The sequence below is a fragment of the Amazonocrinis nigriterrae CENA67 genome (assembly GCF_016056305.1).
GTDB classification, from domain to species: domain Bacteria; phylum Cyanobacteriota; class Cyanobacteriia; order Cyanobacteriales; family Nostocaceae; genus Amazonocrinis; species Amazonocrinis nigriterrae.
The window spans coordinates 138,184-165,172 of the sequence record NZ_JAECZC010000003.1; the positions used below are offsets into that span (position 1 = coordinate 138,184).

A 26,989-nucleotide genomic window follows, 5' to 3' on the forward strand; every position below is an offset into this window, starting at 1 on the left:
CTACCAAATTATCAGTTGTGTAATGCCTGTAGTAAGGTTCATGGTAAATTGCCTGGAAATTATGGAATATCGGAGCCATTTCAGGACAATCATTTAGCTGAAGTGAGTCACAAATAATTAGAACTCCACCTGGTTTTATCACCCTGAAGCATTGTTCAATAACTGTTGGACGCACATTTGCTGGTAACTCATGGAACAGGAAAACAGAAGTTACAGCATGAAAATAATTGTCTAAATAAGGCAACTCCTCAGCGTTAGCTTGTAAAAGTTGTGGCAATTCTCCAGGAATTTGAGATAGTAGCTCATTTGCCTTACGTAAATAAGCTGGCGATAAATCAGTACCGTATAATGATGCCTGGGGTAGGGCTGCACGAATCATCCTGAGAGTACGCCCAGTTCCACAAGCTACATCTAAAATACGAATCTGTCGTGGAATAACAAACTCAAAAGTTTTTAATCCTCGTTTCAGTGGAGAAAGAACACGCCGTCGCATTGCATCAGCTGAGCCACCAAAGAGCAACTCTACTTGTAAGTCATATAAATTAGCAGACAAATCGCTCAAATAGCCATTGGACTGATGATGAAAGTTCTGTAAGTAGTAGCTTGGATAACCATCAGTCTCTATTTCCGACGAAAAATTTTGATATTTATTGAGTTGAATTCGCTCCCATATTTGAGGTATATCGAGCCATACCTGTGGATAAAAACGGAAAAAGTCTTCCCAAGGGTTATCAAATAGTAATTCTTTTGGATACACACCTTTTTCTGTATCCTGCCAGTCTATTTCCAGTAGATGATTGAGTCTTTCTTGTACTTTGAGTTTGAGCAATAACTCTTGGGAAACAGGTTTAATTCTCTGTCTAAGCCTTGGAACCAATAGATCCCTTAACTTTGTAGTTAAGGCTTGGTGAGTGAAACTAAAAAAACTTTTGCCCTGCTGAAAGGTTTGGTAGGTCAGCTTAGTCAAAGTGTCAGACATAAGAAAATATTCAAATTTATTATTTTTAGTTAAGTTTTTAATATTTTAGTAATAAATTATAAAAGTGTCTATAAATACTTTTAACTAAATAATATTTCTAGGTAGTATCATAAATTGCCTAAACTTTCCGAGTTAACCGATAGCTGTTAGTGGACACCAGTTTCTTCAACTGAGGAAAGCCGATGATAGCAATACTTCAGCAATAACCGACGAAAAGAAGCATCGGGTATTATACCAATTCGTAATTGTAGAGACGATTCGGCGAATCGTCTCTACTCAGATATGGTCTGGGTTTTGGGGTTTGAATGTGTTGCTGGATTTTAGAGAATTGGTATTAGAAGATAAGCTGTTCCAAATTTGCATATCTAATTGTGTTGCCTGATGCTGCCATCAGTTATCAGTCATCAGTCATGGGTCAACGACTTTGAAAACTGATTATGCAATTTAAATTCGCTTTAACTTGTCTTGAAGCTTATACGCAAGCCGCTATTAGTACGCTAATAATTTCTTGCCTACGTAGACTCAATCAAAATCAAGAGTTCCATCCAAACCCAAGGCAGGTTTTCCCTGCGTAGTAGCAACTTCTGGTTATTCAAGCAAGTAATAAATTAGGCTTGCCCAATTCATAGTCACTCGTAGCCAGACCAAATACTAAGCATTAGTTCTTAAGCTAGGCATAGGGTGTGATTGAGATGAATGATGGGAAAATTCACAGATAGATTGAAATGGGCAAAAACGGCAGTGAGTTCCAGGATTTGCCGGAAAAATTTCGCTGAAATTACTACTTTTTTCCTGATATTGTTGCAAATCGTGCTGATGCTTGTGAGCAACATTCGCCAACTCAATTTTTAAAGATTCTAATTCGTTATTGTTGATGCTAATTAAATCTGATTTTTTACTCAGTTCTAGGTTATAAAATGAGGCGACAGCTTCACGTCCTGGGTACAAATAACGGGCAGCTAGCAAATATACTAATGCCTGTCGTCGGTCAAAAGCAGATTTACCGGTTTTAAAATCTAGTATGTGTAAAGTGCGATCGCTCTCAATAAAAACACAGTCCATCGCCGCATACAAGCGGAAGTGATAATCTTCATGGTCAATTAAAATCGGTTTGGGAAAGCCTTCATCACCAGGGGTTAGTTGAATGATTTGTTTACCCAACAACAACGGCGTCGCATGATATCTTTTCAAAATTTGCAGCACGCGCTGTTGCACTTGGTCAGTGGAGTGACTTAATTTCAGTAGCTGGGCGACTTTTTCTACGCCGTCTGCTCTGTGTAACAAATGTCTATTATGATGAAACTCATAAACCCCTTTTTGGGCAAGTATCCCAATCCGCTGGGGTGCAGTGGCCTTGGCTAGTAGTGCTTTGACTTGTGGTTCATGTTGACGCGCTTTGATAAACCCCCGTCTCATCTGGCAATGCCAGCGTTCTTGCCCTAAAGCTGGGGCAATTAAAGACCAAAGGTGATAACTGGCAAAAGGTCGATCAGGGGTTAACATTGCTCAACAGCAGTGAGAAAAAACACGGTAGGGATACTTGCGGCTACGCACGCTTTGCGGGAAGCTTCCTATTAGTATTTGGAGAAAGTGGCAAAAATGAGCGCAAGTAGCAATTCCAGTAAGATAAAGTTTGGTACTGACGGATGGAGAGGGATTATTGCTGATGATTTTACTTTCCCCAATGTGAGGAAAGTAACAAGAGCGATCGCAAGTTACCTCGAAACAGCCTACTCTAAGGACAGACCTGTTCTTATTGCCTACGATACTCGCTTTTTAGCTGACCAGTTTGCCCGTACAGCAGCTCAAGTCTTGGCTGACTTGGGTTGGACGGTCAAAATTACTGATCGTGATTGCCCCACACCAGTAATTGCCTACAACGCCCGTCACTTAAATTCCGCTGGGGCATTGATGTTTACTGCTAGCCATAATCCAGCACCTTACTGTGGGATTAAATATATCCCTGATTATGCTGGCCCTGCCACTCCAGAGATTACTGATACTATTGTGGCAAATATTGAAAGTGCATCGGATGAGCTGCCCAGTAGCAACCCTTCAGGTGCAATTTCTACTTTCGATCCCAAACCTGACTATCTACAATTTATCTATACTTTGCTAGATGTGGAACGGATTAGAAGCGCTCAACTCAAAGTTAAGTATGATGCGCTATATTCCACCTCCCGTGGATATTTAGATGAAGTTTTGCAACATAGTGGTACTCAATTAGAAAGTTTCCACACTTGGCGGGATGTGTTATTTGGTGGAGGGATGCCAGAACCCAAAGGCGAACAACTTGTAGGGTTAGTAGAAGCAGTCCGCCGCGATCAAGCAGATTTAGGTTTGGCAACAGATGGAGACAGCGATCGCTTTGGCATTGTTGATGAACAAGGCAATGTCCTCACTCCAAACACCGTGTTATTAGTACTAGCACGACATTTAATAAAAAATAAAGGCAAAAGTGGCGCAATTGTCCGGACGGTGGCTACAACCCACTTACTGGATAATTTGGCGGCTAAGTACGGTCTGCCAATTTATGAGACAGCAGTGGGCTTTAAATATATCGGGGAAAAAATGCGCGAAACTACCGTGCTGATTGGTGGAGAAGAATCAGGCGGTTTAAGTGTAATTGGACATATTCCCGAAAAAGATGGTGTTTTAGCTGACATGCTCGTGGCAGAAGCGATCGCTTACGAAGGTAAACCCCTAAGTCAACTTGTCAATGAAGCGATCGCTGAAGCTGATGGGCCGCTTTACAACAAGCGTCTGGACTTACACCTGACTGAATCTCACAAAACTGCTGTCATCGACTCCTATACCAAAAATCCACCCACAGAGGTAGCAGGGATTAAAGTCAAAGAAGTCGGGCGTAAAGACGGCATTAAGCTGTATTTAGAAGAGGGTAGCTGGGTGTTGTTGCGTCCTTCCGGTACAGAACCCTTGGTACGCGTCTATCTGGAAACCAACTCTCCGGAAAAACTTACCCAAGTTGCTCAAGAGATGGAAAGTTCCATTGCTAAGCTAGAGGCTGTGGCAGTTTAATCAATTGGGAGTTATGAGTTAAGAATTGTAAATTTATAATTCTTAACTCATAATTACTAACTTTTATGAAGATATGAGAACCTTAGCTCCTTTTTTCACATCCCTAGTTGTGGCTATTTGGGTAGTGGCGATCGCGATTATTTCAGTTCAAAATGCCACGCCAGTATCGTTAAAATTCTTAACATTTGAATCGGTTAAAATACCAGCAGGTTTAGTGCTGGCTTTTTGTGCTGCTATTGGGTTTATTAGCGTGGGAATATTACAACCCCTGTGGGGTCTTGGTGATTCTTCGCAGCGTAATTCTAGATATGAAGACGATGCGGAGTTTTTTGTTGATGACGAAGATTTTTGACAGTTCAAAAATATATAAAAGTACACTGTTATAGCCTTACACCAATTGAGTACTCGCAACCTGCTAGTATGCACAAATGTACATCTAATAGATTTAGATGGCATATCAGTGGGATAACGAAAAGGCAACAGCTAATCTTCACAAGCATGGTGTTGACTTTGCTGATGCAGTAAGCGTATTTTCTGACGATTTAGCAATTACCATCACAGATGAACGTTTTGATGAAGAAAGATTTATAACCATCGGGATGGATGCTTTCGGTCGAGTCCTAGTGGTTGTGTATACATGGCGCAATGATGAGATTCGATTGATTTCTGCCCGTACAGCTACGCGCTATGAACAAAACCAATACAGGAGGGATAGATAATGGAAGCTGAGTATGATTTTAGCGAGGGCAAGCGGGGAGCGATTGAACCGACACCAACAGGCAAAACTCGAATTACAATTCGCCTAGATGATGAAGTATTAGCATGGTTTCGTGACCAAGTTCACGCAGCAGGTGGGGGAAATTACCAAACTTTAATTAACGATGCCTTACGTGAATATATTCAGCAGCGTCGTGAACCGTTAGAAGAAATATTACGGCGAGTATTAAGAGAAGAACTTGAGCGTATTGGAAAATGATCTAGCTATAAACTTATTCCAAATTATAAAGGATACGAGGCAGTAATTAAGCTGCATTGATGAGTTTTACAAAAGTGGACTTTACTTCCGCATCACTTGCAAAATCAAAAGCATTCGCTTCAGCAATCCCTTTTTGAATTTCCTCTATTTGCCACTGGTGCATCTCTAAATAAGCGTCTATTGCCTCATTCAAAACGTAACTGCGATCGCGGTTTATTCCTGCTGCGATCGCTTCAAGTGCAGCTTTTTTATCGCTATCTATCCGAAAGGTAATGTTTTCTTTGCTCATCGTCCTTTCAAATTAGAACGTCTTACATGATATTACACTGCACTATTTTGCATTGCAACAAAGACATGATAATTAAAATTTTTAACTGATTCCGCGAAATTACCCATCCGCTTATGCAATAAGATACTTCATTATAGTAATACCAGTTAAATAATTTACATATCTAAACTATGTCTTTGAAGTTTGAAGACGAATATGTTCATACATTGAATAATTTAGCGTCTGCATTGCAGCGTTCATACGAACAAATAAAACGGACTAGTACATTCTCTAATGAGTTTGATTATTCCCAAGCGATCGCAAACCGTCTGCGTGCTTTTTATTGTTCTCAATCAGCAGTTAAGAAGTTTCTTGGCAAGCAGGTAGCTCAAGCTGGATCAGACTTCTTTGTAGAAACAATACTCTTCTTTCTAAAGTTGTATAATGACCTAGAAAATCTTGGTTTAGAAATCGCGGCAGAACGTCCTATTGAAAGAAAACGTAATGCTATGCGTCCTGATATTAGTATCTGGCGTGGTCATGAATTACTTGCAATTATTGAATGCAAAACACAACTTGGTTGGCATCGCCACAATTGGTATGAGCATTTTCAATATAGGGAAAATAAATTAAAAGAAGACTTCCCCAAAGCAGAGATATTCCTTGTAGTGATGACTAGTTGTAATTGGGGTGGTTTTGATAATAATTCAAGAGTTGGTGAACGGCTATTTTGTTTACTAAATGATAAATGGCCAACAGAGGATTATCTGACGTTAGATACTCGTATTGAACAACTTTTTGAAAAGATAAAGGAAACTGCCTGTACAAAGGTTAACGACAAAAATATATCACCTTAGCGCTAAAATATGAGGCACAGTCTTGTGGAGATGATTGGTAATGAAAATTAAAGCTGTTATCTGGCAAGAAGACGGTGTATGGTGTGGTTCTGTACCTGCTTTACCAGGATGTCACACTTGGGGAGAAAGCTACGAACATCTGTTAGAGATGTTACAAGATGCAATTCAGGGTTGGTTGGAAGTTGCTAGCGAACGAGAAGAACTCGAACCTGACAAACAGGTTGTTGAGCTATCCCTATGAAAGCAGTTTCGGGTAAAGCATTGTGTAAAATTTTAGAACGGCAAGGTTGGAATTTAAAACGAATTACTGGCAGTCATCACATTTACGCTAAAAAAGGTGTTGATGCAATCCTTTCAATTCCAGTTCATAGTAATCGGGATTTACCGATTGGGACTTTGAAAAGCATTATCAAAGATGCTGGACTTACCGAAGAAGATTTAGACTAACGAGCAATGTTTGGTAAATGCGATCGCATTTCTCACAAACGAAAACCTTCATAGCAGGCAACTGAGCAAGGATTTTACTATTTCAACCGTCATGAGCGCAAGTTATAAAACAGATTTTAATTTGTGGATTGAACATACAGCCGAACTATTACGGGAACATCGCTGGCTAGAAATCGATGTAGAAAATTTGATTGAAGAGGTTCAAGACTTGGGTAAAAGTGAAAGGCGAGCAATTGTTAGTCAATTAACTCGCCTGCTGTTGCATCTGCTCAAGTGGCAATATCAACCTCAGCGTCGTTCAGATAGCTGGCTAGATTCTATCACTGACGCTCGTACCCAAATTGATTTAACAATTAAAGATAGTCCCAGTCTCAAGAATTATCCCATAGAACAACTTGAGGAAAGCTATCAAAGAGCGCGTCATCAAGCCGCCAAACAAACACAGCTAGAAATTTCTGTGTTTCCAGAAGATTGTGCCTATTCTTTAGAGTTAGTTTTGGATGAAGACTGGCTACCATCAGCTAGCGAGTGAGTTTTGGATGGAAGCGATCGCTCTAACGATACACTAATAAAAACTAGCTTTGGGTAAGTTGTAATTTTAAATAATCAATAAAGTCCAGAAGTTCTGTATCAGTAAGTTGCAAACGCGATTTCTTACCGTACCTTTGCTGTAAATATTCCCTACCCTGGTCTGGACTCCAATTTAATTGTGATAAATATGTGTCAGTTTGAGCTATGAAAACTTCACGAGGTTCAGCCGTTTTTGTATTGTTAATTTTTCGGCTGACTTTTTGACCTAAAACTTGCCAATCAATTTCCTTATGTCCGTCCCAACTAACACCTATAGAGCGATAGGTGACTGGATTATAAATTGTACAAAATATAATTGTTTTATCACCTGGACTGACAGCTATAGTGAGTGGATGGCACAATTGTTCAGCAGTCAAAGCATCAAGTGAAAGCAACAGACTTTTAGAAAAGTAAGACTCACTACCTGAGCGGATAACATAAGGTTTGTCTGCCAAGATATGCAAGTCAGTTTTTTCTGCTTCTCCATGTGAAGTTTCTACTTTTTTATTAACTTCTATCCCTGTTATTACCCCAGTTAAAGCTCTATCATAAATTGGAATTTGTTTTTTATCGTCAGATAACATATACCAGCAGTGGTCTGATTCTTTACTCACGAAAACATATTGAGGTTTGGGGATGGCTCCGAATCCTAATTTCACTTCCATATCTGCTGTAAATATTTTTGTGAATGATTTTTTGACGAACAGCTTTTGCAAGCAATTAATTACTTTATAGATATAGTTCCCTATCCAGCAAGCTAATTAACATGCAAGCATCAACAATTGCAATATCCAAGGAAATACTGATTTTTTGGGTAGAATCAAAGTGAGTGGTAGAGGAATTTGATTTTACAAAAATATTGTCAAATACCATACACCTAATTCAGTATAGACACTTGTGAAATAGATTTGGATAATTATCTCACGCAGAGACGCAGAGGAGGACACTTGCGTGGGCGGGTTTCCCGACTTGAGCAAAGTGTCCGTCGCGCAGAGAGGAGAGATTAAGAGAAATTTTTATTAAAAAAAGGGTAGGTATGAAACCCACCCTCAAAGTAATGTGAATTAAAACTCGTGATTGCTATCTATTTACCAATTGCTGGCGCATTTAAAGAAACTTCTGGTGTTTCTTTATGCTGTGCCAATGTCGGTACGGAGTCGCGTAACCTTGCTGTCAATTGTACAGTTGTAGAGTCGTACATTTGAGTTAGCAATTTGGGATAGAAACCAATACCAATAATTGGTACTAGTAAGCAAGCAATGATAAAGACTTCGCGGGGTTCAGCATCTATCAGTGCTTGGTGAGAAACCAATTCTTCGTTTTCTTGTCCGTAGAAAATTTCTCGCAACATTGATAGCAGATAAATCGGAGTTAAAATTACTCCCACTGCCATCAAAAAGACGACGATAACTTTGAATGTAGGGCTATAAGCATCGCTGGTAGCAAAGCCGACAAACACCATTAATTCTGCTACGAAACCACTCATACCTGGCAATGCTAAAGAAGCCATTGAACAAGCGGTGAACATGGCGAAAATCTTCCGCATTCTCTTACCGACACCGCCCATTTCATCCAACATCAGGGTGTGTGTCCGGTCATAAGTCGCGCCGACGAGGAAGAACAAACTCGCCCCAATTAACCCGTGGGAAACCATTTGTAAAACTGCGCCACTCAATCCTAAATCGGTGAATGAGGCAATACCAATGGTGACAAAGCCCATGTGAGAAATTGAAGAGTAGGCAATTTTCCGCTTGAGGTTGCGCTGGGCAAAGGATGTCAGGGCTGCGTAGATAATATTAACTACCCCCAAGATTACCAACACTGGCGCAAAATAAGCGTGGGCATCGGGTAGCATTTGAGCATTCATCCGAATCAAGGCATAACCACCCATTTTTAGCAGAATACCTGCCAGTAACATGTGTACTGGGGCTGTAGCTTCACCGTGGGCATCTGGTAGCCAAGTATGCAAGGGAATGATGGGCAACTTGACAGCGTAGGCAATCAAGAAACCAGCATAAAGTAACAGCTGAAAATTCAGGGCGTAGTCTTTGAGACCGAGCGATCGCATGTCAAATGTTACTGTATCGCCATAAAAGGCCATTGTCAAAGCGCCGACCAAAATAAACAGCGAACCGCCAGCTGTGTACAAAATAAATTTGGTTGCTGCGTATTGCCGCTTTTTACCGCCCCAAATCGCTAGCAGCAGGTAAACCGGAATTAATTCCAATTCCCACACTAGGAAAAACAGCAGCATATCCTGAACGGCGAACACGGCTATCTGACCGCCGTACATCGCCAACAGCAAAAAGTAAAATAGCCTGGGCTTGAGTGTCACAGGCCAAGCTGCTAGGGTCGCTAGGGTAGTGATGAAACCTGTCAAAATAATTAAGGGCATTGACAAGCCATCTGCCCCTACCGACCATTTCAAATCAAGTTGCGGTATCCAAGGGTAACTCTCTACCAGTTGCAAATCGGGATTGGAGAAATCGTACCCAGTATAAAAAGCGTAAACAATCAGTGCAAAATCTATCAATCCCACAACTAAGGCATACCAGCGCACTGTTTTGCCATCTTTATCTGGGATGATAGGAATCAGTAGTGACGCGGCTATCGGGAACAAGATAATCGTCGTCAGCCACGGGAAATTAGCTGTATTCATCGCAATTCGTCTGCAATCAGAATCATGTTTGGCAAAAAGTCACTAGTTATTAACTAGCAGCTTTTTGGGGATTTGGTCTTCCTCGTTAGGTTGATTTAATTAAATCGACAATCCCCGATTTTTCTTATGGGAGTCTATTTTGACACTTGGAGATGCGGAATGTGGGTTAGGATACTCCCAGTAAAATCAGAAATTTACCCAATAGAAGCCGCTAAACTAGAGTTTTAGGGATGCGATCGCGTAACCCAACCCAGAGATCGCTAAAAATACACGATGCTGTTTGGTGGTTGTCCTCAAAAGCATCACAGGAGAAACAACCCTATGATAATCGCAGAAATTGAAAATTAGATTCGTTATGTAACCAACGCAGGCGGAGAAACAACAGATGTACTCGTCCCTGTTGAACTTTGGCGACAGCTTATCAATTCTATAAATTCCGATAACGCTAGTGGTTTAGCTTGGATTGATGAACAAGAACCTAAAGCACAAATATTAGCCGATCTGCAAGAATCTGTGCGACAAGCAGCAGATGGAGAAAATTTCCCAGTCTCAGAACTTTGGGATAATATCAAAGCCTAGATTATAGCAGAAGTTCGATTTACACTCTCCTTGAAACGCCGTCTCAAAACTCTGACTAAACAATGTCTGTATCATCAGCTTCATGAATGGTGACAGAGACGCGAATAAGAAAATTAAGCTGCATATCTAATAATTTCTAATTCTGCTCCATTATTAATAGCTAACTCTGCTTTTTCTAAAACCTGTTCGGTAACTGCTTCACTTAAATAATATTCACCGCAATTCTCACAAATTTCTGCTGGAACTTTTTTTAAGACAATAATACATTCATCTCTTTCTCATGTCACAGTTACTAAACCTGGTTTAGTTTCTCCATGCTTACAAATTACACATTTCATCATTTTTTTCTCCTAGTTTTAAAACCATCTAACCAAATATTAGCATCAGGAATATAAGCTGTGACTACATATCCTGTATCTGTAGCTTCATCGTAGAAAAATACAACATGAATTGGTTTACCTTCTATAAAATATAATTTTGGATAACTGGGGTAGGGTGGATCATTAGGATTTTCTTCTATCTTTTTATTAGGTATATGTAGCTTGTATTAAAAAATATTGTTATCTTTTCAGGCGCAACTCTCAATTACTCTCTGCGCCACTGTGTGAGGTAAAAAATAATGTAGGGGCGGACATTCGCCCACCCCTATTTAAATCAGGTAACACCAAAAACAATCACTAAACCCAATACAGCCCCAAATATAATTAAGGCATAGAATTGAGCGCGACCGTTTTCGAGGTATTTCAGACCTTCACCACTGACGAGGGTGAAAAAGCCTGTGAGGTTAACTGCACCATCGACAACACGGAAGTCAACTTCCATGACTTGTCTAGCTACGCGACGTAAGCCAAGGACAAAGACGCGATGGTAAATGTCATCAAAGTACCACTTGTTGAGGGATAGTTCGTAGAGTGGTTTGATTTTAGCAGCGATCGCAGCCGGGTCAATCTTGCCCCACAAGTACATCAGCGAAGCCAATGTAATCCCAATCAAGGAAATACCAACTGAAGCACCCGCCATCACATAAAATTCTGTCGGGTTAAACTCGGCGACTTTTTCTACTACTTCGGTGGGAGGATAAATGAACTCCTCGAAGTAATTGATGTAGGGTGTGCCTACCAAACCAATGAAAATCGAAGGCACTGCTAAAACTGCCAACGGTAGGGTCATTGTCCACGGTGATTCGTGGGGAGTATCGCTGTGATGACCGTGGTCATCATGGTGACCACCAGTGGCCGCCAATTCACCGTGTTTCATTGCCCCAGGCCCAAAAGCTGGTGTCGGTTCTTCTGACTCTAACTCCAGAACAATTGTGGCTGCTTTCTTGAGTTTGTCCTTGATTTTCTCGTCAGTACCCCGGAATTTGCCTTCAAATGTCATAAAATACATTCTGAACATGTAGAAAGCAGTAATTCCGGCTGTCACCCAGCCAATTAACCACAGCAGTGGGTTAGCCTCAAAAGCCTTGCCGAGAATTTCATCTTTTGACCAGAAACCAGCAAAAGGTGGGATACCAGAAATTGCTAAGCAACCAATCAAAAAGGTAATTGCTGTGATGGGCATGTACTTCCGTAGTTTGCCCATTAACCGCATATCCTGCGCCAAGGCGGGGTCGTGACCGACAACGCCTTCCATACCGTGAATTACCGAACCAGAACCCAAGAATAGCATCGCCTTGAAATAGGCGTGGGTCATCAGGTGGAATAGTCCAGCACTGTAGGAACCGATTCCCATGGCCATCACCATGTAACCCAACTGGGAGATGGTGGAGTAAGCTAAGCCTTTTTTGATGTCGTTTTGGGTAATGGCAATGCTTGCGCCCAAAAACGCCGTAAATGCCCCAGTAAAGGCAATGACATTCATTGCGGCTGGGACATGTTCAAAAACGGGGTACATGCGGGCAATCAGGAAAACACCAGCCGCCACCATTGTTGCTGCGTGAATTAAGGCAGAAATGGGGGTGGGGCCTTCCATCGCGTCAGGTAGCCAGACGTGTAGAGGGAATTGGGCTGATTTGGCAACTGGGCCTAAGAAAACTAAAATCGCAAACAGAACAGCGAGAAAATTGCTCACTGTACCCGATTCTACGAGTTGAGCGAGGCGATCGCCCATCACTCCAAAATCAAAGCTTCCTGTTGCCCAATAAAGCCCCAGAATGCCCAGCAACAGACCAAAGTCGCCCACACGGTTGGTGACAAATGCTTTTTGGGCTGCATCGGCTGCTGACTTGCGATCGTACCAAAAGCCGACCAGCAAGTAGGAACACATCCCCACCAGTTCCCAGAATATATAAATCTGTACTAGGTTGGGGCTGACCACCAGACCCAACATTGAAGATCCAAATAAGCTGAGATAGGCGTAAAACCTCACGTATCCTGGATCGTGCGCCATGTAGCCATCGGTATAAACCATGACTAGGAAAGCTACAGTTGTCACAATCACCAGCATTAGGGCTGTCAGATGGTCAATGGTGTAGCCCATACTCAGGTGAAAATTTCCTGCTGCTGCCCATTCTAGGGTGCGGATATAAGGCGCGTGCCCTTGAATTTGACTCCACAGCAAGGCAAACGACAGCCCCATCGCTGCTCCCATCAAGGAGATAATAACCACAGCGTTCAGCTGCCGCAGGCGGTTTGTCACCTGATTTAACGAGATTAATCCTAGACCGACCAGCATTGCCCCTAAAAGGGGCAACACCGGAATCAGCCAGGCGTATTCATAGATTACTTCCATCACTGACGCGTACTTTTAGAATACTTGACTAAGTTAGGACAATGCTAAAGACGTTTTCCGCCGTCGGCAACTGTCCAGGTCGGAACTGTTAATAATTGTGACACACACCCTTTAGGATAAAATACCCCACTCAATCGTACTTGAGTGGGGTAATTAAGCATGGTTTTAGATTTGGGGATTAGGGAATAGGGAATAGGGAATGGTTACTTGGGACTAGGACTAAGAAAATTTTTTTCATCTCTAGTTTCCAATCCCTAAATTTTTAATTTTTAATTTTTAACTTTTAATTCCCAATTCCCAATCACGCTGAGCGGCATTCTAAGTCTGCTGTCTTTGGTGTAGAGTATATTTTAGAACGATTACCATAAGTAAGTTTAATTTCTTCTAAAGCTAGACGTAAGTCATCTCTACCTCGAAAACCTTCTAAGCGATGCCGGACAATTCCATTTTCCACCAAGATCAAAGTCGGCAGCGACTTTAACTTATAAGTGGTAGAAAGTTTGAAATTTTCATCAGCGTTAACCCCGACTAATTTAATTTGCTCACCACATTGAGCTTTAAATTGCAATAACAGAGGGTGGATTATGCGGCATAAACCACACCAAGGTGCTTCAAAATTTACTAAAACAGGAACTGGAGATTCTAAAACTTCTTGTGTAAATGTCCGCTCACTAACCGACAACACCATGACGCCTCTAAAATTATAGGGTTTTAATATCAAACTAGCTATCAGTAAGAGAAATCAGCAAGCCAGGCAATGCCTATAGTACCTCTTCGGGCAAAGACGATTACGCAACTATTGCAAAATTGATTTTGGTTCTGACTAAAAAGCCAGTGCGACTTTCACAGTAGCTTGATGATTTTTTGAACTCCTGTCTGCCCCATTGCTTTTGAGGGAATTTAGACTGCTGTGCTACTTACTCTCTTGCAAAGGCAATTGTTCAGCGCCATACCACTATAAAATAATCAACTGACTGAGCGCACCCCCACTAACAGCTGTTTCAATTCATCCTACATTGATTCGGTAGCAATTGATAAGTCAAAATTTTAGATGGTTAGTATTTTCTGATGATAGTGGGGATCGCGCCAAATTACCATCTTATCCTACTAGTTGCCATAAGCAACAGGGGATGCGACCACCAAAGCAAAGCTACAAAAATAGCGACTCCCAAGTAAGCAGGTCGGATGAATTCCTGCCATTTGATAGATTGACGACCGTCAATAATTGCTCGAAAGGGAATTATTGAAGTGCGCTGTTTGACAATTTCAAAAGCTTCTCCATAACGGTAGCTCAAGCGGCGATCGCCATGCCAAACCCCAAACAAGTGGTGTAACACCAAGCCAATGGAGGTGACAAGGGTAAAGCTAGTACCCAACCAAAGAGTATGAGCAACACACCAAATTATTTGTCCTACCATCTGGGGATGGCGGGTAATGCGAATTATTCCTGTTTCATACAGATGCACTTGGGGCTTTTGAATAGCAGCAATTTCTAGTAGATTGAAGGTGGCAGGATACAAAAACAAAAATGAAATCGCTGACAAAACCCAAACCAGGGCTTCCACCCCAGGTACATCTTGCACCTGCCAAAGTTGCAAACCATCATAACGATGATTAAAAAAGTAAACAATCAGTATTACAGCCAACGGTAAACTGACTAATGCAAAAACAATGCGATAAAGCCTTGGCCCTATGTACTTTTCTGCCCAAGGACGGAGGGCAGCTCCCCCACTGTGAGCCAGCGCGAAAGCTAATTGTAACCCTAACATGACAAAATGACTGGGAGTCAACCAAGGATTAAGCATCGTATACATTAGATGAAGTAATTTGAAGAAAAGTTAATTCAGTACAACCAATACCACAAAGTATTCAACAGGAGACTTTAGTCAAGCTGTTATGGTACTGTCTTTTTCGAGTAAAGCCTCCAAGTTTAAAATGCAACAAATCGTGCCCAGCTGGGAAGCTGTGAAACATGATTTGTTGCCAAAGCTGCTCCTTTCAAAGTTTGTGGGTTGAGCCTTATGTCTGACCTTCCTTTCACTTTAGATCAGTTACGTATTCTGAAAGCGATCGCCGTAGAAGGGAGCTTCAAGCGCGCCGCTGATAGCCTTTACGTCTCCCAACCTGCCGTGAGCTTGCAAGTTCAAAATCTCGAACGGCAGCTGGATGTCCCCTTATTTGACCGTGGAGGACGCCGCGCCCAATTAACCGAAGCAGGGCATCTACTCTTAAGCTACGGTGAAAAAATCCTCAGTTTGTGTCAGGAAACCTGCCGCGCCATCGAGGATTTACAAAATCTCCAAGGAGGTACTTTGATTGTCGGTGCTTCTCAAACTACTGGTACTTATCTTTTGCCCAAAATGATCGGCTTGTTTCGGCAAAAATATCCAGATGTAGCAGTGCAATTGCACGTCCACTCCACTCGACGCACGGCTTGGAGCGTAGCCAATGGACAAGTTGATCTGGCAATTATCGGTGGTGAAATTCCAGGTGAACTGACGGAATCTTTAGAAATTCTTCCTTATGCGGAAGATGAATTGGCGTTGATTTTACCAGTTTTTCATCCCCTTGCCAAACTTGAAACAATCCAAAAAGAAGACCTATATAAGCTACAATTTATTGCCCTAGATTCCCAATCGACTATCCGTAAAGTAATTGACCAAGTGCTAGCACGTTGTGACATTGACACCAGGCGCTTTAAATTTGAAATGGAACTCAATTCCATAGAAGCAATCAAAAATGCCGTGCAATCTGGTTTAGGGGCTGCCTTTGTCTCAACTAGTGCGATCGTTAAAGAATTACAAATGGGTGTATTGCACTGCACCCCTATTGAAGGCGTTGTCGTCAAGCGCACACTGTGGTTGATTTTTAATCCTCATCGCTACAGATCCAAAGCAGCAGAAGCATTTAGTCAAGAAATTTTGCCCCAGTTTTCTAACCCGGAATGGAATCACGACGTGTTAAAATTATCGCAAAAAAAGCTAATAGTGAATACCTTGGATGGAGCAACCCCAAACTCTTCTGACGACGCTTAAGATTGGTCAGGAGTTAAGAGTCAAGAGTTAGTAGTCATTAGTCAGTAGTTAGTGGTCATTAAAAAAAACAACTGACAATTACCCTTTGGGTTCGGCAGTTCGTCATGGGAAAAACCTTTTGAACGGCTGCCTCAACAGTTGTTCATGGGCAGCCACCGCAGTGGCTTTGCTTTGTGTTGATTGCGTTAGTAAAACGTTAGCGACCTCGTAGCGTCACCCTTGAACCTAAAGAAGGGTCTCTCACCTTGCCCCTTATCCCCAAAGGGGGCCCTAAGCCCCCTCATTGCAGGAAGTAGCGTGAGACTTCAAGACCGGATTGCCTCACTGCGCTGGCTCACAACTGACAAATGACAAAGGACAACTGACAACTGACAACTGACCAAGGACAAAACAATGGAAGTTTACTGCACTCGTCCACACTGCCCACGTCCACAAAATTATTTTGCGGATTTAGATGATATTACAACGCTGAAAACAACACAGCAAAAATACTGCACTACTTGTGGAATGCCACTGCTGCTAGATGGTCGATACGTAACAAGCAAGTTGCTGGGAAGGGGTGGCTTTGGAGCAGCCTTTTTAGCAGCCGATCGCCGTATTCCCGGAATGCGGCCATGTGTAGTTAAGCAGTTTCAACCTGCGGGAAATTTAAACTCAACTCAGTTGCAACTAGCGCAACAATTGTTTGAAAGAGAAGCAGAAGTTTTAGCACAAATAGGTGATGAACACGAGCAAATCCCTAACTTATTTGCTTTTTTTCCCGTGATAGTTCCTAGCTTGCAAGCAGGTCAGCAAGACCAGTTTTTTTATCTGGTGCAAGAATATATTGATGGGCAAAACCTAGAGGAAGAATTACATCAAAAGGGAAAATTTTCTGAGCAGCAAGTCTTAGAAGTGCTGCAAGAAATTTTGAAAGTACTTAAGTTTGTCCATGATAAAGGTATCATCCACAGAGATATCAAACCCTCCAATATCATGCGTCGTAGGGATGGCAAACTGTTTTTACTAGATTTTGGTGCAGTTAAACAGGTAACCAATGCTCCTGCGGGCGGAGCTGGTTCTTCCACTGGTATTTATTCTATGGGTTTTGCGCCGCCTGAACAGATGGCTGGCAATCAAGTCTTCCCTTCAACAGATTTATATGCTTTAGCTGTAACTATTATTACCTTGCTTACAGGGCAAGAAGCCAAAACTTTATTTGATGTTTATAGTAACCAATGGCAATGGCGAACTAAAGTAACTGTCAACCCCCGTTTGGCTGATATTTTAGATAAAATGCTTCTGCCCGCTGCCAATCAACGCTTTCAGTCAGCTGATGAGGTGCTTGCAGCCCTCTCGCAGCAGTTGATACCAGCAACAGTCTTAACAAAACCACCACGACAGTCAAAACCACAACCAATACAACCTCAAAGTGCTTTTTCCACCTGGGAATTGTTAGGTGGAGCAGCATTTAGTGGGTTTGAAGGTGCATTAATAGCGATTGCCCTCTTGAGTTTACTCAAGTCACCAATAATTACTTTGGGTCTTGCATCTGTGATTCTAGGCTTACTGATTTTTGCCCAAACTAAGCGGTGGATTGAAAAGTTTGATTTATTAATTATTCCAGGCATTACTTTTGCTATTGTTTTTTTTGTCCCTTTTTTACAAGGAAGTCTTGGCATTCAGCAAATATTTATTCTAGCGGTGGCTGCTGGATTAGTAGCGATTGCATTTACATCACTATTTCGTCTTATTTATAAATTAATATCTCTAATTCTTTAAAAAAACTTTTGGTACTTACAGCTACCTATGTCTAAAAATAACGAAGCGTTTAACCTTTTGTTAGCCGTTATCGTCACTAGCGCCTTAATCTTTGGTGGCTTATGGTTATTGATGGAACGGTGGGCACAATTAATCAACACTGGACAAGGCCAGTCGGAAAATCGTAATCAAAATAATTCCATTAATTTTGCTAATCAGCAGTTCGGTTGTAATGTGGAAAACCTCCCAAAAGGCAGATTCAACTATGGTGGTAGCACCACCTGGGCACCCATTCGTAGAGATGTAGATTCAGTACTGCAAAACCTTTGCCCTCAATTTATTTTGCGCTACACTCAACCCCCATCTGGTAAACCAGGATCTACCACTGGGATTCGGATGTTGATAGACAATCAACTAGCTTTTTTTCAATCTTCTCGTTCCATCAAAGCTGAAGAAAATGCACAAGCTCAACAAAAAGGATTTAGTCTCAAAGAGATTCCAGTGGCAATTGATGGAATTGCGATCGCAGTCAATTTAAACTTGAATATCTCTGGTTTAACCATTAGCCAACTGAAAAATATTTATACTGGCAATATTACTAACTGGCGAGAGGTGGGTGGGCCAAATTTACCCATCACCCCTATCTCCCGCAACCCAGAAGCTGGAGGTACAGTGGAATTCTTTCTCGAAAATGTTTTGGAGGGAGCCAGCTTTGGGTCTAACGTGACTTATATCAGTACTACAACTGAAGCGCTACAAAAACTCGCTGCGAGTCCTGGTGGAATTTACTACGCTTCTGCTCCAGAGATTGTACCTCAGTGTACTATTAAGCCTCTGCCAGTAGGACGCATCACTGGGCAATTAGTCGCTCCCTACCGAGAACCTTATATACCTCCGTCCCTGTGTCCGGCTCAGCGTAACCAATTGAATGTTCAAGCGTTTCGTAGTGGAGACTACCCAATCACCCGCAATTTATTTGTAATTATCAAACAGAATGCTCAAACCGACCAGCAAGCAGGTGAAACCTATGCAAGTTGGTTGTTAACATTGCAAGGTCAAGAACTGCTCGAAAAAGCCGGATTTGTCAGAATCAAGTAAACCGATCGCTGCGGTTGAATTTAGGGGATTATTTAAATAATAGATATAAATTACCTGATAAAAAATTAATTCATGTCACAAAAGAATGAAACTGCTGTTTTCGCCTTAGCTTTACTGCTGACAGTTGGGATAGTTGGCGGTGGTGCGTGGTGGTTTATCAATCAAAATTCTGGACGCAAGATTAATACCATCACTCCTAATCAGAAAAATGATAATAATTTATCAATCCAAGAACGGATTAGTTTTGGAGAAAAAACTTTAATCCCAAGTGATATCACTTCCCAGAAAAAACAGGGTATCCAGGCGATCGCAAATCAAGATTACACCAAAGCGATCGCTAGTTTGTCCAACTCTTTAAACCTCAAGCGTAATGATCCAGAGGCACTAGTATACCTGAATAATGCTCGCATTGGTTCTGCTAAGAACTATACCATTGTTGCGTCTTTACCAGTAGGTGCAGACCCCAATGAGGCTTTGGAAGTTTTACGTGGTATCGCCCAAGCTCAAAATGAAGTTAATACTTCTGGAGGAATTAAGGGAGTACCTTTGAGGGTGGGAATAGCAAACGATGATGATAATCCAGCTATCGCCAAACAAATTGCTTCTAGCTTAGTTAAAAATCAGCAAGTATTAGGTGTTGTGGGGCCTATTACCAGCGATGTTACCTTAGCCGCAGGCGAAATCTATAATGCTGGACAACTTGTAACCATTTCCCCCACTAGCACTTCTGTGAAAATTTCTAACTTTAGTCGCTACGTTTTTCGCACTGTACCCAGTGATTTCATGGCGGCTAGAAGGTTAGCTAACTACATGGTAAAAACTTTACAGAAGAAAAATGCAGTAGTATTTTTCAATTCCCAAAGCAACTATAGTCAATCTTTAAAGTCTGAATTTGCTTCATCTGTTTCTTTGGAGGGTGGACAAGTATCAAGCGAATTTGATTTGTCGAAACCAGATTTTAGTGCGGCTAAAAGTATAGAACAAGCTACCAAGCAAGGTGCAGAAGTATTAATGTTAGCAGCGAACACTGATACTTTGGATAAAGCATTGCAAGTAGTTCAGGCTAACCAGAAACGATTAGCGCTGTTAGCAGGCGATGATGTTTACACAGTCAAAACTTTAGAAGTTGGCTCCGAGCAAGCTGTAAATATGATATTGGCAGTTCCTTGGCATATAAAAGGCAATTCTCAATCAGATTTTCCCCAGAAGTCTGAGCAGTTGTGGGGTGGTGATGTCAGCTGGCGAACCGCGTTGGCCTACGATGCTACCAAGGCTCTGACTACTGCATTAGAACGCAATCCTACGCGTTCTGGAATACAACAAGTGCTTTCCTCATCTGATTTTTCTGCTAATGGTGCTGCTGGTACAATTCGGTTTTTACCATCAGGCGATCGCAATGCCCCAGTTCAACTTGTGAAAATAGTTCCTGGTAATCGTTCTGGAACTAGGTTCGACTTTGAACCAGTGCCATGATTAGCACTTATAGTCGTAGTCACATAGGTTAGTTAGGACAGTGTTGATTGCTTAAGGGCTTGTAGGTAGTGGGTTTCTACTCAGCACTCAGCACTTTGCTACAGTAGCCGACTTGAACTTAAATATATTATTTATTGTTTCCACCTCTAATCAATCATGATAGGGTGGAAATTTTTGTTCAAAACATCTTGGATGGTCAACCTTTCAGTTTTTTGGTGGAGTTTTTTCCACGACCACCCAAGCCTGATCAAAATTGGCACTATAGTGCTTTGGCTGTTTCAATATGCTTTGGCTCTAGAATTGTTGACTCAATGTTCAGTGTTGCCCTTGACGGTGGGGTGGACGCAAGGGCGATAAATTGCTTCCTACCAAGAGCCATTTGTACTCCCTTCTAAATGTTCTGGTAAACGCCACAAATTGAACACTGAGACTTTTAAATCCAGAAATTTCCCGATTCACACAATCTGTTTGTGGTGGTCAAACAGATTGGTCAGACCTAGCAGCAAGCAGGAGTTGCTGACACCAACTTACTGCTAATTGGATCGGGGGTAGGAACTAATGACTAAGGCTGAATTGTCAAAGTTTGCTGACAGCTACTACTGCTGGCAAGTGTAGCGGCAGTTCCCACCGTAGATGCCTGTAAGACTCGGCTGCTTCTCTTAAAGATTTGAACTGCTTTAGCTGGCTCGATTAATCGACTCTGCTGGCAAGCAAATGAGATTATCACCTTGGGTGAGGATTAAGCCACGTTGACGCAACTTGCCCATCAAGCGGGTGACGGTGACACGAGTCGAACCAATCGCACTACCAATTTGGGCATGGGTGAGGGGGAAAGGTAGACAATAGCCACGAATTACATCGGGGTCAGTTTCACTCATTGCTGGCTCTCCATATTCCTCAATCAACAATGTGAGAAATCCTAAGAGGCGGTCAATTGTGCGCCGTTGTCCCAAGGCACTCAGCCATAGCAGTTTACGCTGATGCTGATACCTAAAGGCATCCATAACTTCGCGGCGGAAGTGAGGCCAGTTGTCTAAGTCATGCCAGTACATCCACAACACTGCTGTTTGGTCAACATGGGCGTATGCCTGGAGCGTGAATGGTGACTGGGCAACAATTTCAAACGGTTGTCCCGCTCCTACAAAACCTAAGAAAGCTTCTTCTGGGGTTCTGTTAATTCGTCGAGACGTTAGCTGACTGGCAGTAGCGCTAACCTGAGCGGTTCCTACCATGCGGATTGCACCCCTTTGCACCAAATAGAGCAATCCAGGTCTAGCTGGAATGCGTTCATCTTTGCTAAAGGTGCGGCAACGGTAGTGTTCTTGAGCCCAATCAAGAATTCGTTGCCAAGTTAAAAAAGGCCGTGATGCCTCAGAAAAAGAAGATGGAGATTGCATAGGTAACAAAGAGCGTTCGGCTGAAAACAAAGACGTCATAAAAAGTGCAAGGAGTGTCTTTGTGTTGGCAGTTTAGGCATAACGCCTAACAGCGCTAGCCACCCAAAGAGTGGAAAGCATTTTGCACTCCACATCTTTGTTATACTTCTTACTGTACAATGATGGTAGTAAAATTTACCCCCTATTTATACAATATTCATTAAATTTTATGCTACTCTCATTTTTCTTTATTTAGATTTATCTTATATCTAAAGATGGATGACAGAACATCCGGAAAAAATCATAAGGAATTATTTATTTATAACTACGTGCAACTCAGCACACTAGTGAGTAAAGACACAGCATTGAAACAGCTATTATATAGGCTATTAACAAATGCACTAAGTATTTATACTAGTAAAGATAAAATTCCTTTCACGGAATACAAAAAGTTGCATCTATCTAAAGGAAGATACAAAGACAGAGTTCTGTACATCTCAGGTATGGCTCTTTGGCTATCAAAATCTCATAATCGAAATCCTATGGAGATAGCTAGTGCTATCGTCTCTCACTTCTTAGGAATTGGTGGCGACGTTTTTACTATCGAGATTGTTCCCCCAGGTTGGATTTATTTAGAATTAACTGATACTCTTTTGGCGGCTTGGTTGCAAAGTCTTGCTGTTGGAAGTTTAGAAGAAGTGGGGGAGATGAGGGAGATGAGGGAGATAGAGAGAAAAGAAATTTTAATTACAAATTCTAAATGTAAAGTTTTAAATACTGAGCGCTTATTCAAAATCCAATATGTTTATGCTCGCTGCTGTTCGTTATTGCGGCTGGCTCACCGAGAGGGACTGATTAAACTTAGAGAACCACTGCTAGATGTTAGCTCAGCTTTTGGGAGTGTAATCTTCACAGAGCAAATACCTTGGCTCGATTGTGATCAAAAACTTCGCTTGAATCACCCTAATGAGAGTTGCCTTATTACCAAGTTAGTGCAGGTGGTAGACGACTTGATGTCTCCAGATTTAAGTCGTTCATTTGATTGGGAAAAAGCAGGGATGAATTTGAGTCAAGCGTTTGAAAACTTCTGGAGCAAATGCCGTATTTGGGGTGAAGTAAAAATTTGCTCACCAGAACTTGCCCAAGCCAGACTAGGCCTGGTAATGGTTACTCAGTCTGTATTAAGATTTTTGCTGGTAGAAAAACTAGGTGTTGTTGCTCTCCAGGAGCTATAAGTTCTACTTAATCCTATTAAAGTAGGATGAAGGGTACGTTACTTCCTCATCTTCTTTATTTTTAGATGCTATCGAAGGGGGGTTCCCACGGCGATCCGCTCAAGTCGGGTTTCCCGACTTGAAGCACCTGGTGTTAGAAAGTAAGTTATTTCAAGGCTAGTAGCAATCAGTACTGTCCTAAACTATACTTCGACTGCTATATTTATCTTCGCAACTGAGTAGTTTGGATAAAACTAGACACTACGCTGAAATGATGGTGCCGTTAGTCACTAGGCTTATGAAGAAAAAATGAAAACTTTTATAATGTTCTATTGACTCATTTGATCACCTCGGTTATATTAGCAGGTGTGTGAGGAGCGAACCAGCAGGGGCACCGAGACGAAACACGGCCAGTCGTCGGTGCCCTTTCTGATTTCATATATTTCTGATTCCAGAGAGTGGTTTTACGATAGTAAAAATTTTTCGATCGCAGCTACGGCTCCATCTTCCTCGACGCTAGGAGCTACCCACTGAGCGATCGCTTGAACTTCTGCTGGTGCATCACCCATCGCTACACCAATGCCAGCATATTCTAACATTTCCACATCGTTGAAGTTATCACCAATTGTCATCACGTTGTTACTTTGTAAGCCTAGCAGCTCTTCAGCTAGATAACGCACGGCAGTTCCCTTGTTAACAAAGGGGTTAGTTGCTTCAAAGAAAGTGGCAATAGATGTTGTCAGATAAAGTTCGGCTGGTGTGTATTGGCTACGTAAATTCCCCAATAATTCGTTAATTACATCTGTGTCATCGCACAAAGCCAAAATCTTTGTTGGTTCATTAGTTAAGACTTGACGCAAATCACCTACAGCAATGGGGGTAATGCCAGAACGTTGTGCATAAATTTGGGTTTCTTCAGTGATTTCCCGCACATAAAGTTCATCATTGATGTAGAAGTGAACAGATAAAAGCGATCGCAATTCCGGCTGTTCAAAATAGTCTAGTAGCTGGTGTGCATGTTCACGAGAAACAACCAAATGCCGATGCAGTTTTTGGCTGGCTGGGTCTTGAATCCAGGCTCCTTGGTAAGCCATTAATGGTAACACAGAGCCAATTTCTTGATGAAAGCGTAAAGCCGAGCGATACATACGACCAGTAGCGATCGCTACTTGAATACCTTGGGCTTGGACTTGGGCGATCGCTTGCTTTACAGGTTCGCTCAAAGTATTAGATTTTCCCGAAATCGTACCATCTATGTCTAGAACTAATAATTTAATGTCTTTTGTAGCTATGGATTGATTAACAGTAGATGCCAAGTCAGTAGCAGAGGCTGCGTCCATAAACTTCCTGTAATTCGTAATTAACACGCACACAACAAGGCTTGATACAGGCGGTTTTTACTTACCAATCTACTGGTAAACCTAACTGGTCTAGGGTTTCTCCATCTTTTAATAGTGGCTGAATATCGCTATCTATTTGAATACGACCACCAGACAGTACCAAAGCACGTTGAGTTACTTTCCCCAACCAGTGTAATTCATGGGAGGCAATTAACATGACTTGCACCGGTAGCTTTAACAGCACTTGCGCTAAGTGACGCCGCCATGCAGGATCAAGCCCATTAGTCGGCTCATCTAAAATAAGTATTGCAGGTTCCAGAGCCAAAATAGCTGCTAGGGCAGCAAGGCGTCTTTGTCCACCAGAAAGTTCATGTGCAGAACGATTGGCGTAAGCTTCTAAACCAAAATCAGCCAATAACTGCCGTGCTTGATCAATGGCTATTGCTGGTGGTACACCATAATTACGCGGCCCAAAGGTGACATCTTCCAAGATGGTGGGCATAAATAGTTGGTCGTTAGCATCTTGAAAGCTAAAGCCGATACAACGACGCACTTGGGACAAAGTTTTTGGTTCTAGAGAGATACCATTAATCCAAATTTTTCCTGAAAGCGGTTGTTTTAAACCGATGAGGTTCTCTAACAAGGTGCTTTTACCGGAACCAGTCGGCCCCATTAACGCCACGCGATCGCCTGCTTGCAATGTAAAAGAAATATCCTGCAATACTGGTTCTTGTTGGGAATAGGCATACACCAAGTTTTGTACCTCCACTACAGCGGCGTGGGGGTTACGGGTTGGAGGTTGGGGGTTAAAAGTTAAAGATTTCAAAATTTCCAACTGTGTTAGATTCTGTATGAAGTTAAAGTCAAACCAGCAGCGATCGCACAAGCTGCTAGCACTGCAAAACGCTGTTTTGGTCGCAATGGCGGATCTATCGGTAAATGTCCGTTATAGCCACGAGTGATCATTGCGGCGTAGACTCTTTCCGCCCTGTCCAAACTGCGGAGATACAAAGTACCAATCATGGCAGCGCTAGCATAACGCAGCCATCCAGCTGCACCATTTAAACCTCGTAATTGAGCGCTACGCTGCATACGTGTGACTTCTGTCAGTAAAATTTCTAGGTATTGCCCAGCCAACAATAAATTTTCCTTAAAAGCTGCTGGTACAGGTAAACTTTTGAGGGCGATGCCGAAACTGTGGGGAGTTAATGTTAACAAAAAACTATTCATCACGATTAGACATACCAAGGAACGCACTAGCAAAAAACTAGCTCGTTCCCATCCCAAGGGTAACGCTAGCAATGATAGAAAAATCAATTCAGTACCTAATAATCCTCCTAAGTGGGGAATGGGGACACGCAATAACCATACCCAGATGAGCGCGATCGCACCATAAACTGCTAGGCAAGACCAGGCATGGTGCTTTAATAAGGCTGCTCCCACTACAATCACTAGAGAAAGCTGTAAACGTAACGGCAAAGGAATTTTAAGCATTGTTCGGTTTCACCACCTTGGCAATCCCAAAGGCAACAGCAAAGCAAACTGCTGCTCCTATCAGTCCAGCAATACTTGTGCCAATTTGCCCCAAACCCTCGATGCCGTAGTTGGCTAAGGGTGTTGGCACAATTACCCGCACTTTTTCACCTAAGTGAATAAAACCTAAGTTTTCAGCAACTTTTTCTAAGCCGTCGGGCCATGCTGAGGCAAACAGTGATAGCACACCTGCAATCAAGAAAATACTGACAACAGGCACTAACCACCCTTTAAACTGCTGCTGTTCCCCTGGTAATAAATCTGGTCGTGCTGTGGCTAAGTAAGTTAGCACACCTCCAGTAATTAAGCCTTCACCAATGCCAATCAGAATATGAACACCCGTCATTGATGGCAAAGCTATGGCTAAGGATGCCGTTCCAGAAAGGGCTAATTCAATGGCACAAGCAATGGCTGCTACCACTACACTAACAGCACTGGCAATGCCCGCAGCTAGGGGTAAGCGACGTTTTGAACCACCGAATAGCCGTTGCAAGGTTTGAGTTAATACCCAACCTACCCAAACACCAATAACTGCCATATTCAAAATATTGACTCCCAAGGCTGTGATGCCACCATCGGCAAATAATACAGCTTGGATGATTAAAACTGTGGCGATAGATAACGTCCCTGCCCAAGGACTATCTAAGATCACAGCCGCTAAGGTTCCCCCTAACAAGTGACCGCTGGTGCCTCCTGCCACAGGAAAATTGATCATCTGGGCAGCAAAAATAAAAGCAGTGGTTAACCCCAAAATAGGGGCACGACGGATACCAAAAGCTGCTTGCGATCGCCCAGTGGCAATAAACAGCGCTGCCACACTCACCAACCCGGTAGCTGCTGCCACTGGTGGAGAAACAAATCCATCAGGAATATGCATTATGTCCCCTGTATCGAATGTGTTGATTCACACAATTTCAAGATTTTAACTACGACATTAAACTAATACAAAACAGAATTTTTCCCCTTTTTTCAATGCCCTATTGGGGGATTTTACAGTGTACCTTAGGTAAGATTTACAATAAAATCTGCGTTAAATATTATACTTTTTTTCTAAATTGTAAATTTATGATAAA

General features: G+C 42.1%; 28 protein-coding genes. 13 read left to right on the top strand and 15 right to left on the bottom strand.

The window, feature by feature from the left end; translation table 11 throughout:
* Together I8748_RS03570 and I8748_RS03575 are read right to left on the bottom strand one after the other, a co-directional pair.
* Positions 1-979: class I SAM-dependent methyltransferase (locus I8748_RS03570; protein WP_198123294.1), on the bottom strand; the 979-nt coding region annotated here is incomplete at its 3' end.
* A 651-nt stretch (positions 980-1,630) separates the two neighbouring features.
* Entirely contained in the window at positions 1,631-2,482 is an 852-nt protein-coding gene (locus I8748_RS03575) for a PD-(D/E)XK nuclease family protein (RefSeq protein WP_198123295.1), read from the bottom strand.
* Positions 2,483-2,578: 96 nt separating this feature from the next.
* Between I8748_RS03575 and I8748_RS03580 the strand changes: the two genes are divergently transcribed.
* The 4 genes from I8748_RS03580 (at position 2,579) to I8748_RS03595 (ending at position 4,994) form a co-directional block, all read left to right on the top strand.
* The gene (locus tag I8748_RS03580; RefSeq protein ID WP_198123296.1) at positions 2,579-4,018 is read left to right on the top strand and encodes a phosphoglucomutase/phosphomannomutase family protein; all 1,440 of its coding nucleotides are present in this window, start codon (positions 2,579-2,581) and stop codon (positions 4,016-4,018) included.
* A 73-nt stretch (positions 4,019-4,091) separates the two neighbouring features.
* Positions 4,092-4,370: a LapA family protein gene (locus I8748_RS03585; RefSeq protein WP_198123297.1), complete on the top strand. Its 279-nt coding sequence runs from the start codon at positions 4,092-4,094 to the stop codon at positions 4,368-4,370.
* 97 nt (positions 4,371-4,467) lie between these two features.
* Positions 4,468-4,737, top strand: coding sequence for a BrnT family toxin (locus I8748_RS03590; protein WP_198123298.1), 270 nt, complete (start codon positions 4,468-4,470; stop codon positions 4,735-4,737).
* Entirely contained in the window at positions 4,737-4,994 is a 258-nt protein-coding gene (locus tag I8748_RS03595; RefSeq protein ID WP_198123299.1) for a BrnA antitoxin family protein, read from the top strand. The genes I8748_RS03590 and I8748_RS03595 overlap by 1 nt, the downstream gene beginning before the upstream one ends.
* 46 nt (positions 4,995-5,040) lie before the next feature.
* Here I8748_RS03595 and I8748_RS03600 read toward each other — a convergent pair whose 3' ends face one another.
* Positions 5,041-5,283 carry a CopG family ribbon-helix-helix protein gene (locus I8748_RS03600; RefSeq protein WP_198123300.1) on the bottom strand — a complete coding sequence of 81 codons (243 nt, stop codon included), beginning with the start codon at positions 5,281-5,283 and terminating at the stop codon, positions 5,041-5,043.
* A gap of 170 nt (positions 5,284-5,453) precedes the next feature.
* Here I8748_RS03600 and I8748_RS03605 point away from each other — a divergent pair, with 170 nt between their 5' ends.
* The 4 genes from I8748_RS03605 to I8748_RS03620 all read left to right on the top strand — a co-directional run bounded on the left by I8748_RS03605 (position 5,454) and on the right by I8748_RS03620 (position 7,098).
* Positions 5,454-6,119 carry a hypothetical protein gene (locus I8748_RS03605; RefSeq protein ID WP_198123301.1) on the top strand — a complete coding sequence of 222 codons (666 nt, stop codon included), beginning with the start codon at positions 5,454-5,456 and terminating at the stop codon, positions 6,117-6,119.
* 40 nt (positions 6,120-6,159) lie between these two features.
* Complete coding sequence (locus I8748_RS03610; protein ID WP_198123302.1) at positions 6,160-6,360, top strand: type II toxin-antitoxin system HicB family antitoxin; 201 nt, start codon at positions 6,160-6,162, stop codon at positions 6,358-6,360.
* Positions 6,357-6,566, top strand: a complete 210-nt coding sequence (locus I8748_RS03615) for a type II toxin-antitoxin system HicA family toxin (protein ID WP_198123303.1) — start codon at positions 6,357-6,359, stop codon at positions 6,564-6,566. Before I8748_RS03610 ends, I8748_RS03615 begins: the two co-directional genes overlap by 4 nt.
* Before the next feature lie 91 nt (positions 6,567-6,657).
* Positions 6,658-7,098: a DUF29 domain-containing protein gene (locus tag I8748_RS03620; RefSeq protein WP_198123304.1), complete on the top strand. Its 441-nt coding sequence runs from the start codon at positions 6,658-6,660 to the stop codon at positions 7,096-7,098.
* 43 nt (positions 7,099-7,141) lie between these two features.
* Here the strand turns inward: I8748_RS03620 and I8748_RS03625 are convergent, their stop codons facing one another.
* The 7 genes from I8748_RS03625 to I8748_RS03650 all read right to left on the bottom strand — a co-directional run bounded on the left by I8748_RS03625 (position 7,142) and on the right by I8748_RS03650 (position 14,921).
* Positions 7,142-7,801: a hypothetical protein gene (locus I8748_RS03625; RefSeq protein WP_198123305.1), complete on the bottom strand. Its 660-nt coding sequence runs from the start codon at positions 7,799-7,801 to the stop codon at positions 7,142-7,144.
* A gap of 419 nt (positions 7,802-8,220) precedes the next feature.
* Positions 8,221-9,795 (bottom strand): photosynthetic/respiratory NAD(P)H-quinone oxidoreductase subunit D1, encoded by a 1,575-nt coding sequence (gene ndhD1, locus I8748_RS03630; protein WP_198123306.1) that lies wholly within the window; start codon positions 9,793-9,795, stop codon positions 8,221-8,223.
* 692 nt (positions 9,796-10,487) lie between these two features.
* Positions 10,488-10,637: a YgiT-type zinc finger protein gene (locus I8748_RS35980; protein WP_318781188.1), complete on the bottom strand. Its 150-nt coding sequence runs from the start codon at positions 10,635-10,637 to the stop codon at positions 10,488-10,490.
* A 74-nt stretch (positions 10,638-10,711) separates the two neighbouring features.
* Positions 10,712-10,909 (bottom strand): DUF4258 domain-containing protein, encoded by a 198-nt coding sequence (locus I8748_RS36215; RefSeq protein ID WP_404800266.1) that lies wholly within the window; start codon positions 10,907-10,909, stop codon positions 10,712-10,714.
* Positions 10,910-11,028: 119 nt separating this feature from the next.
* Positions 11,029-13,107 (bottom strand): NAD(P)H-quinone oxidoreductase subunit 5, encoded by a 2,079-nt coding sequence (locus tag I8748_RS03640; RefSeq protein WP_198123307.1) that lies wholly within the window; start codon positions 13,105-13,107, stop codon positions 11,029-11,031.
* A 301-nt stretch (positions 13,108-13,408) separates the two neighbouring features.
* Positions 13,409-13,795, bottom strand: a complete 387-nt coding sequence (locus tag I8748_RS03645) for a thioredoxin family protein (protein WP_198123308.1) — start codon at positions 13,793-13,795, stop codon at positions 13,409-13,411.
* Positions 13,796-14,198: 403 nt separating this feature from the next.
* The gene (locus I8748_RS03650; RefSeq protein WP_198123309.1) at positions 14,199-14,921 is read right to left on the bottom strand and encodes an NnrU family protein; all 723 of its coding nucleotides are present in this window, start codon (positions 14,919-14,921) and stop codon (positions 14,199-14,201) included.
* Between the two features lie 207 nt (positions 14,922-15,128).
* Here I8748_RS03650 and I8748_RS03655 point away from each other — a divergent pair, with 207 nt between their 5' ends.
* The 4 genes from I8748_RS03655 to I8748_RS03670 all read left to right on the top strand — a co-directional run bounded on the left by I8748_RS03655 (position 15,129) and on the right by I8748_RS03670 (position 20,453).
* Positions 15,129-16,142 carry a LysR family transcriptional regulator gene (locus I8748_RS03655; protein WP_198123310.1) on the top strand — a complete coding sequence of 338 codons (1,014 nt, stop codon included), beginning with the start codon at positions 15,129-15,131 and terminating at the stop codon, positions 16,140-16,142.
* A gap of 393 nt (positions 16,143-16,535) precedes the next feature.
* Positions 16,536-17,903, top strand: coding sequence for a serine/threonine-protein kinase (locus I8748_RS03660; RefSeq protein WP_198123311.1), 1,368 nt, complete (start codon positions 16,536-16,538; stop codon positions 17,901-17,903).
* Between the two features lie 27 nt (positions 17,904-17,930).
* Positions 17,931-18,980 carry a PstS family phosphate ABC transporter substrate-binding protein gene (locus I8748_RS03665; protein WP_198123312.1) on the top strand — a complete coding sequence of 350 codons (1,050 nt, stop codon included), beginning with the start codon at positions 17,931-17,933 and terminating at the stop codon, positions 18,978-18,980.
* A 72-nt stretch (positions 18,981-19,052) separates the two neighbouring features.
* Positions 19,053-20,453: an ABC transporter substrate-binding protein gene (locus I8748_RS03670; RefSeq protein ID WP_198123313.1), complete on the top strand. Its 1,401-nt coding sequence runs from the start codon at positions 19,053-19,055 to the stop codon at positions 20,451-20,453.
* 677 nt (positions 20,454-21,130) lie between these two features.
* Here I8748_RS03670 and I8748_RS03675 read toward each other — a convergent pair.
* Positions 21,131-21,889, bottom strand: a complete 759-nt coding sequence (locus I8748_RS03675; protein ID WP_096557872.1) for a Crp/Fnr family transcriptional regulator — start codon at positions 21,887-21,889, stop codon at positions 21,131-21,133.
* Positions 21,890-22,104: 215 nt separating this feature from the next.
* Here I8748_RS03675 and I8748_RS03680 point away from each other — a divergent pair, with 215 nt between their 5' ends.
* Entirely contained in the window at positions 22,105-23,064 is a 960-nt protein-coding gene (locus I8748_RS03680) for a DALR anticodon-binding domain-containing protein (RefSeq protein WP_198123314.1), read from the top strand.
* 443 nt (positions 23,065-23,507) lie between these two features.
* On the opposite strand, the gene I8748_RS03685 is transcribed toward I8748_RS03680, so the two are convergent.
* From I8748_RS03685 to I8748_RS03700, 4 genes are all read right to left on the bottom strand, one after another.
* Entirely contained in the window at positions 23,508-24,383 is an 876-nt protein-coding gene (locus I8748_RS03685; RefSeq protein ID WP_198123315.1) for a Cof-type HAD-IIB family hydrolase, read from the bottom strand.
* Between the two features lie 61 nt (positions 24,384-24,444).
* Entirely contained in the window at positions 24,445-25,209 is a 765-nt protein-coding gene (locus I8748_RS03690; RefSeq protein ID WP_198123316.1) for an energy-coupling factor ABC transporter ATP-binding protein, read from the bottom strand.
* Positions 25,210-25,223: 14 nt separating this feature from the next.
* Complete coding sequence (locus tag I8748_RS03695) at positions 25,224-25,877, bottom strand: energy-coupling factor transporter transmembrane component T family protein (RefSeq protein WP_198123317.1); 654 nt, start codon at positions 25,875-25,877, stop codon at positions 25,224-25,226.
* Positions 25,870-26,793, bottom strand: coding sequence for an energy-coupling factor ABC transporter permease (locus tag I8748_RS03700; protein ID WP_198123318.1), 924 nt, complete (start codon positions 26,791-26,793; stop codon positions 25,870-25,872). Before I8748_RS03700 ends, I8748_RS03695 begins: the two co-directional genes overlap by 8 nt.
* Between the last annotated feature and the right edge of the window lie 196 nt (positions 26,794-26,989).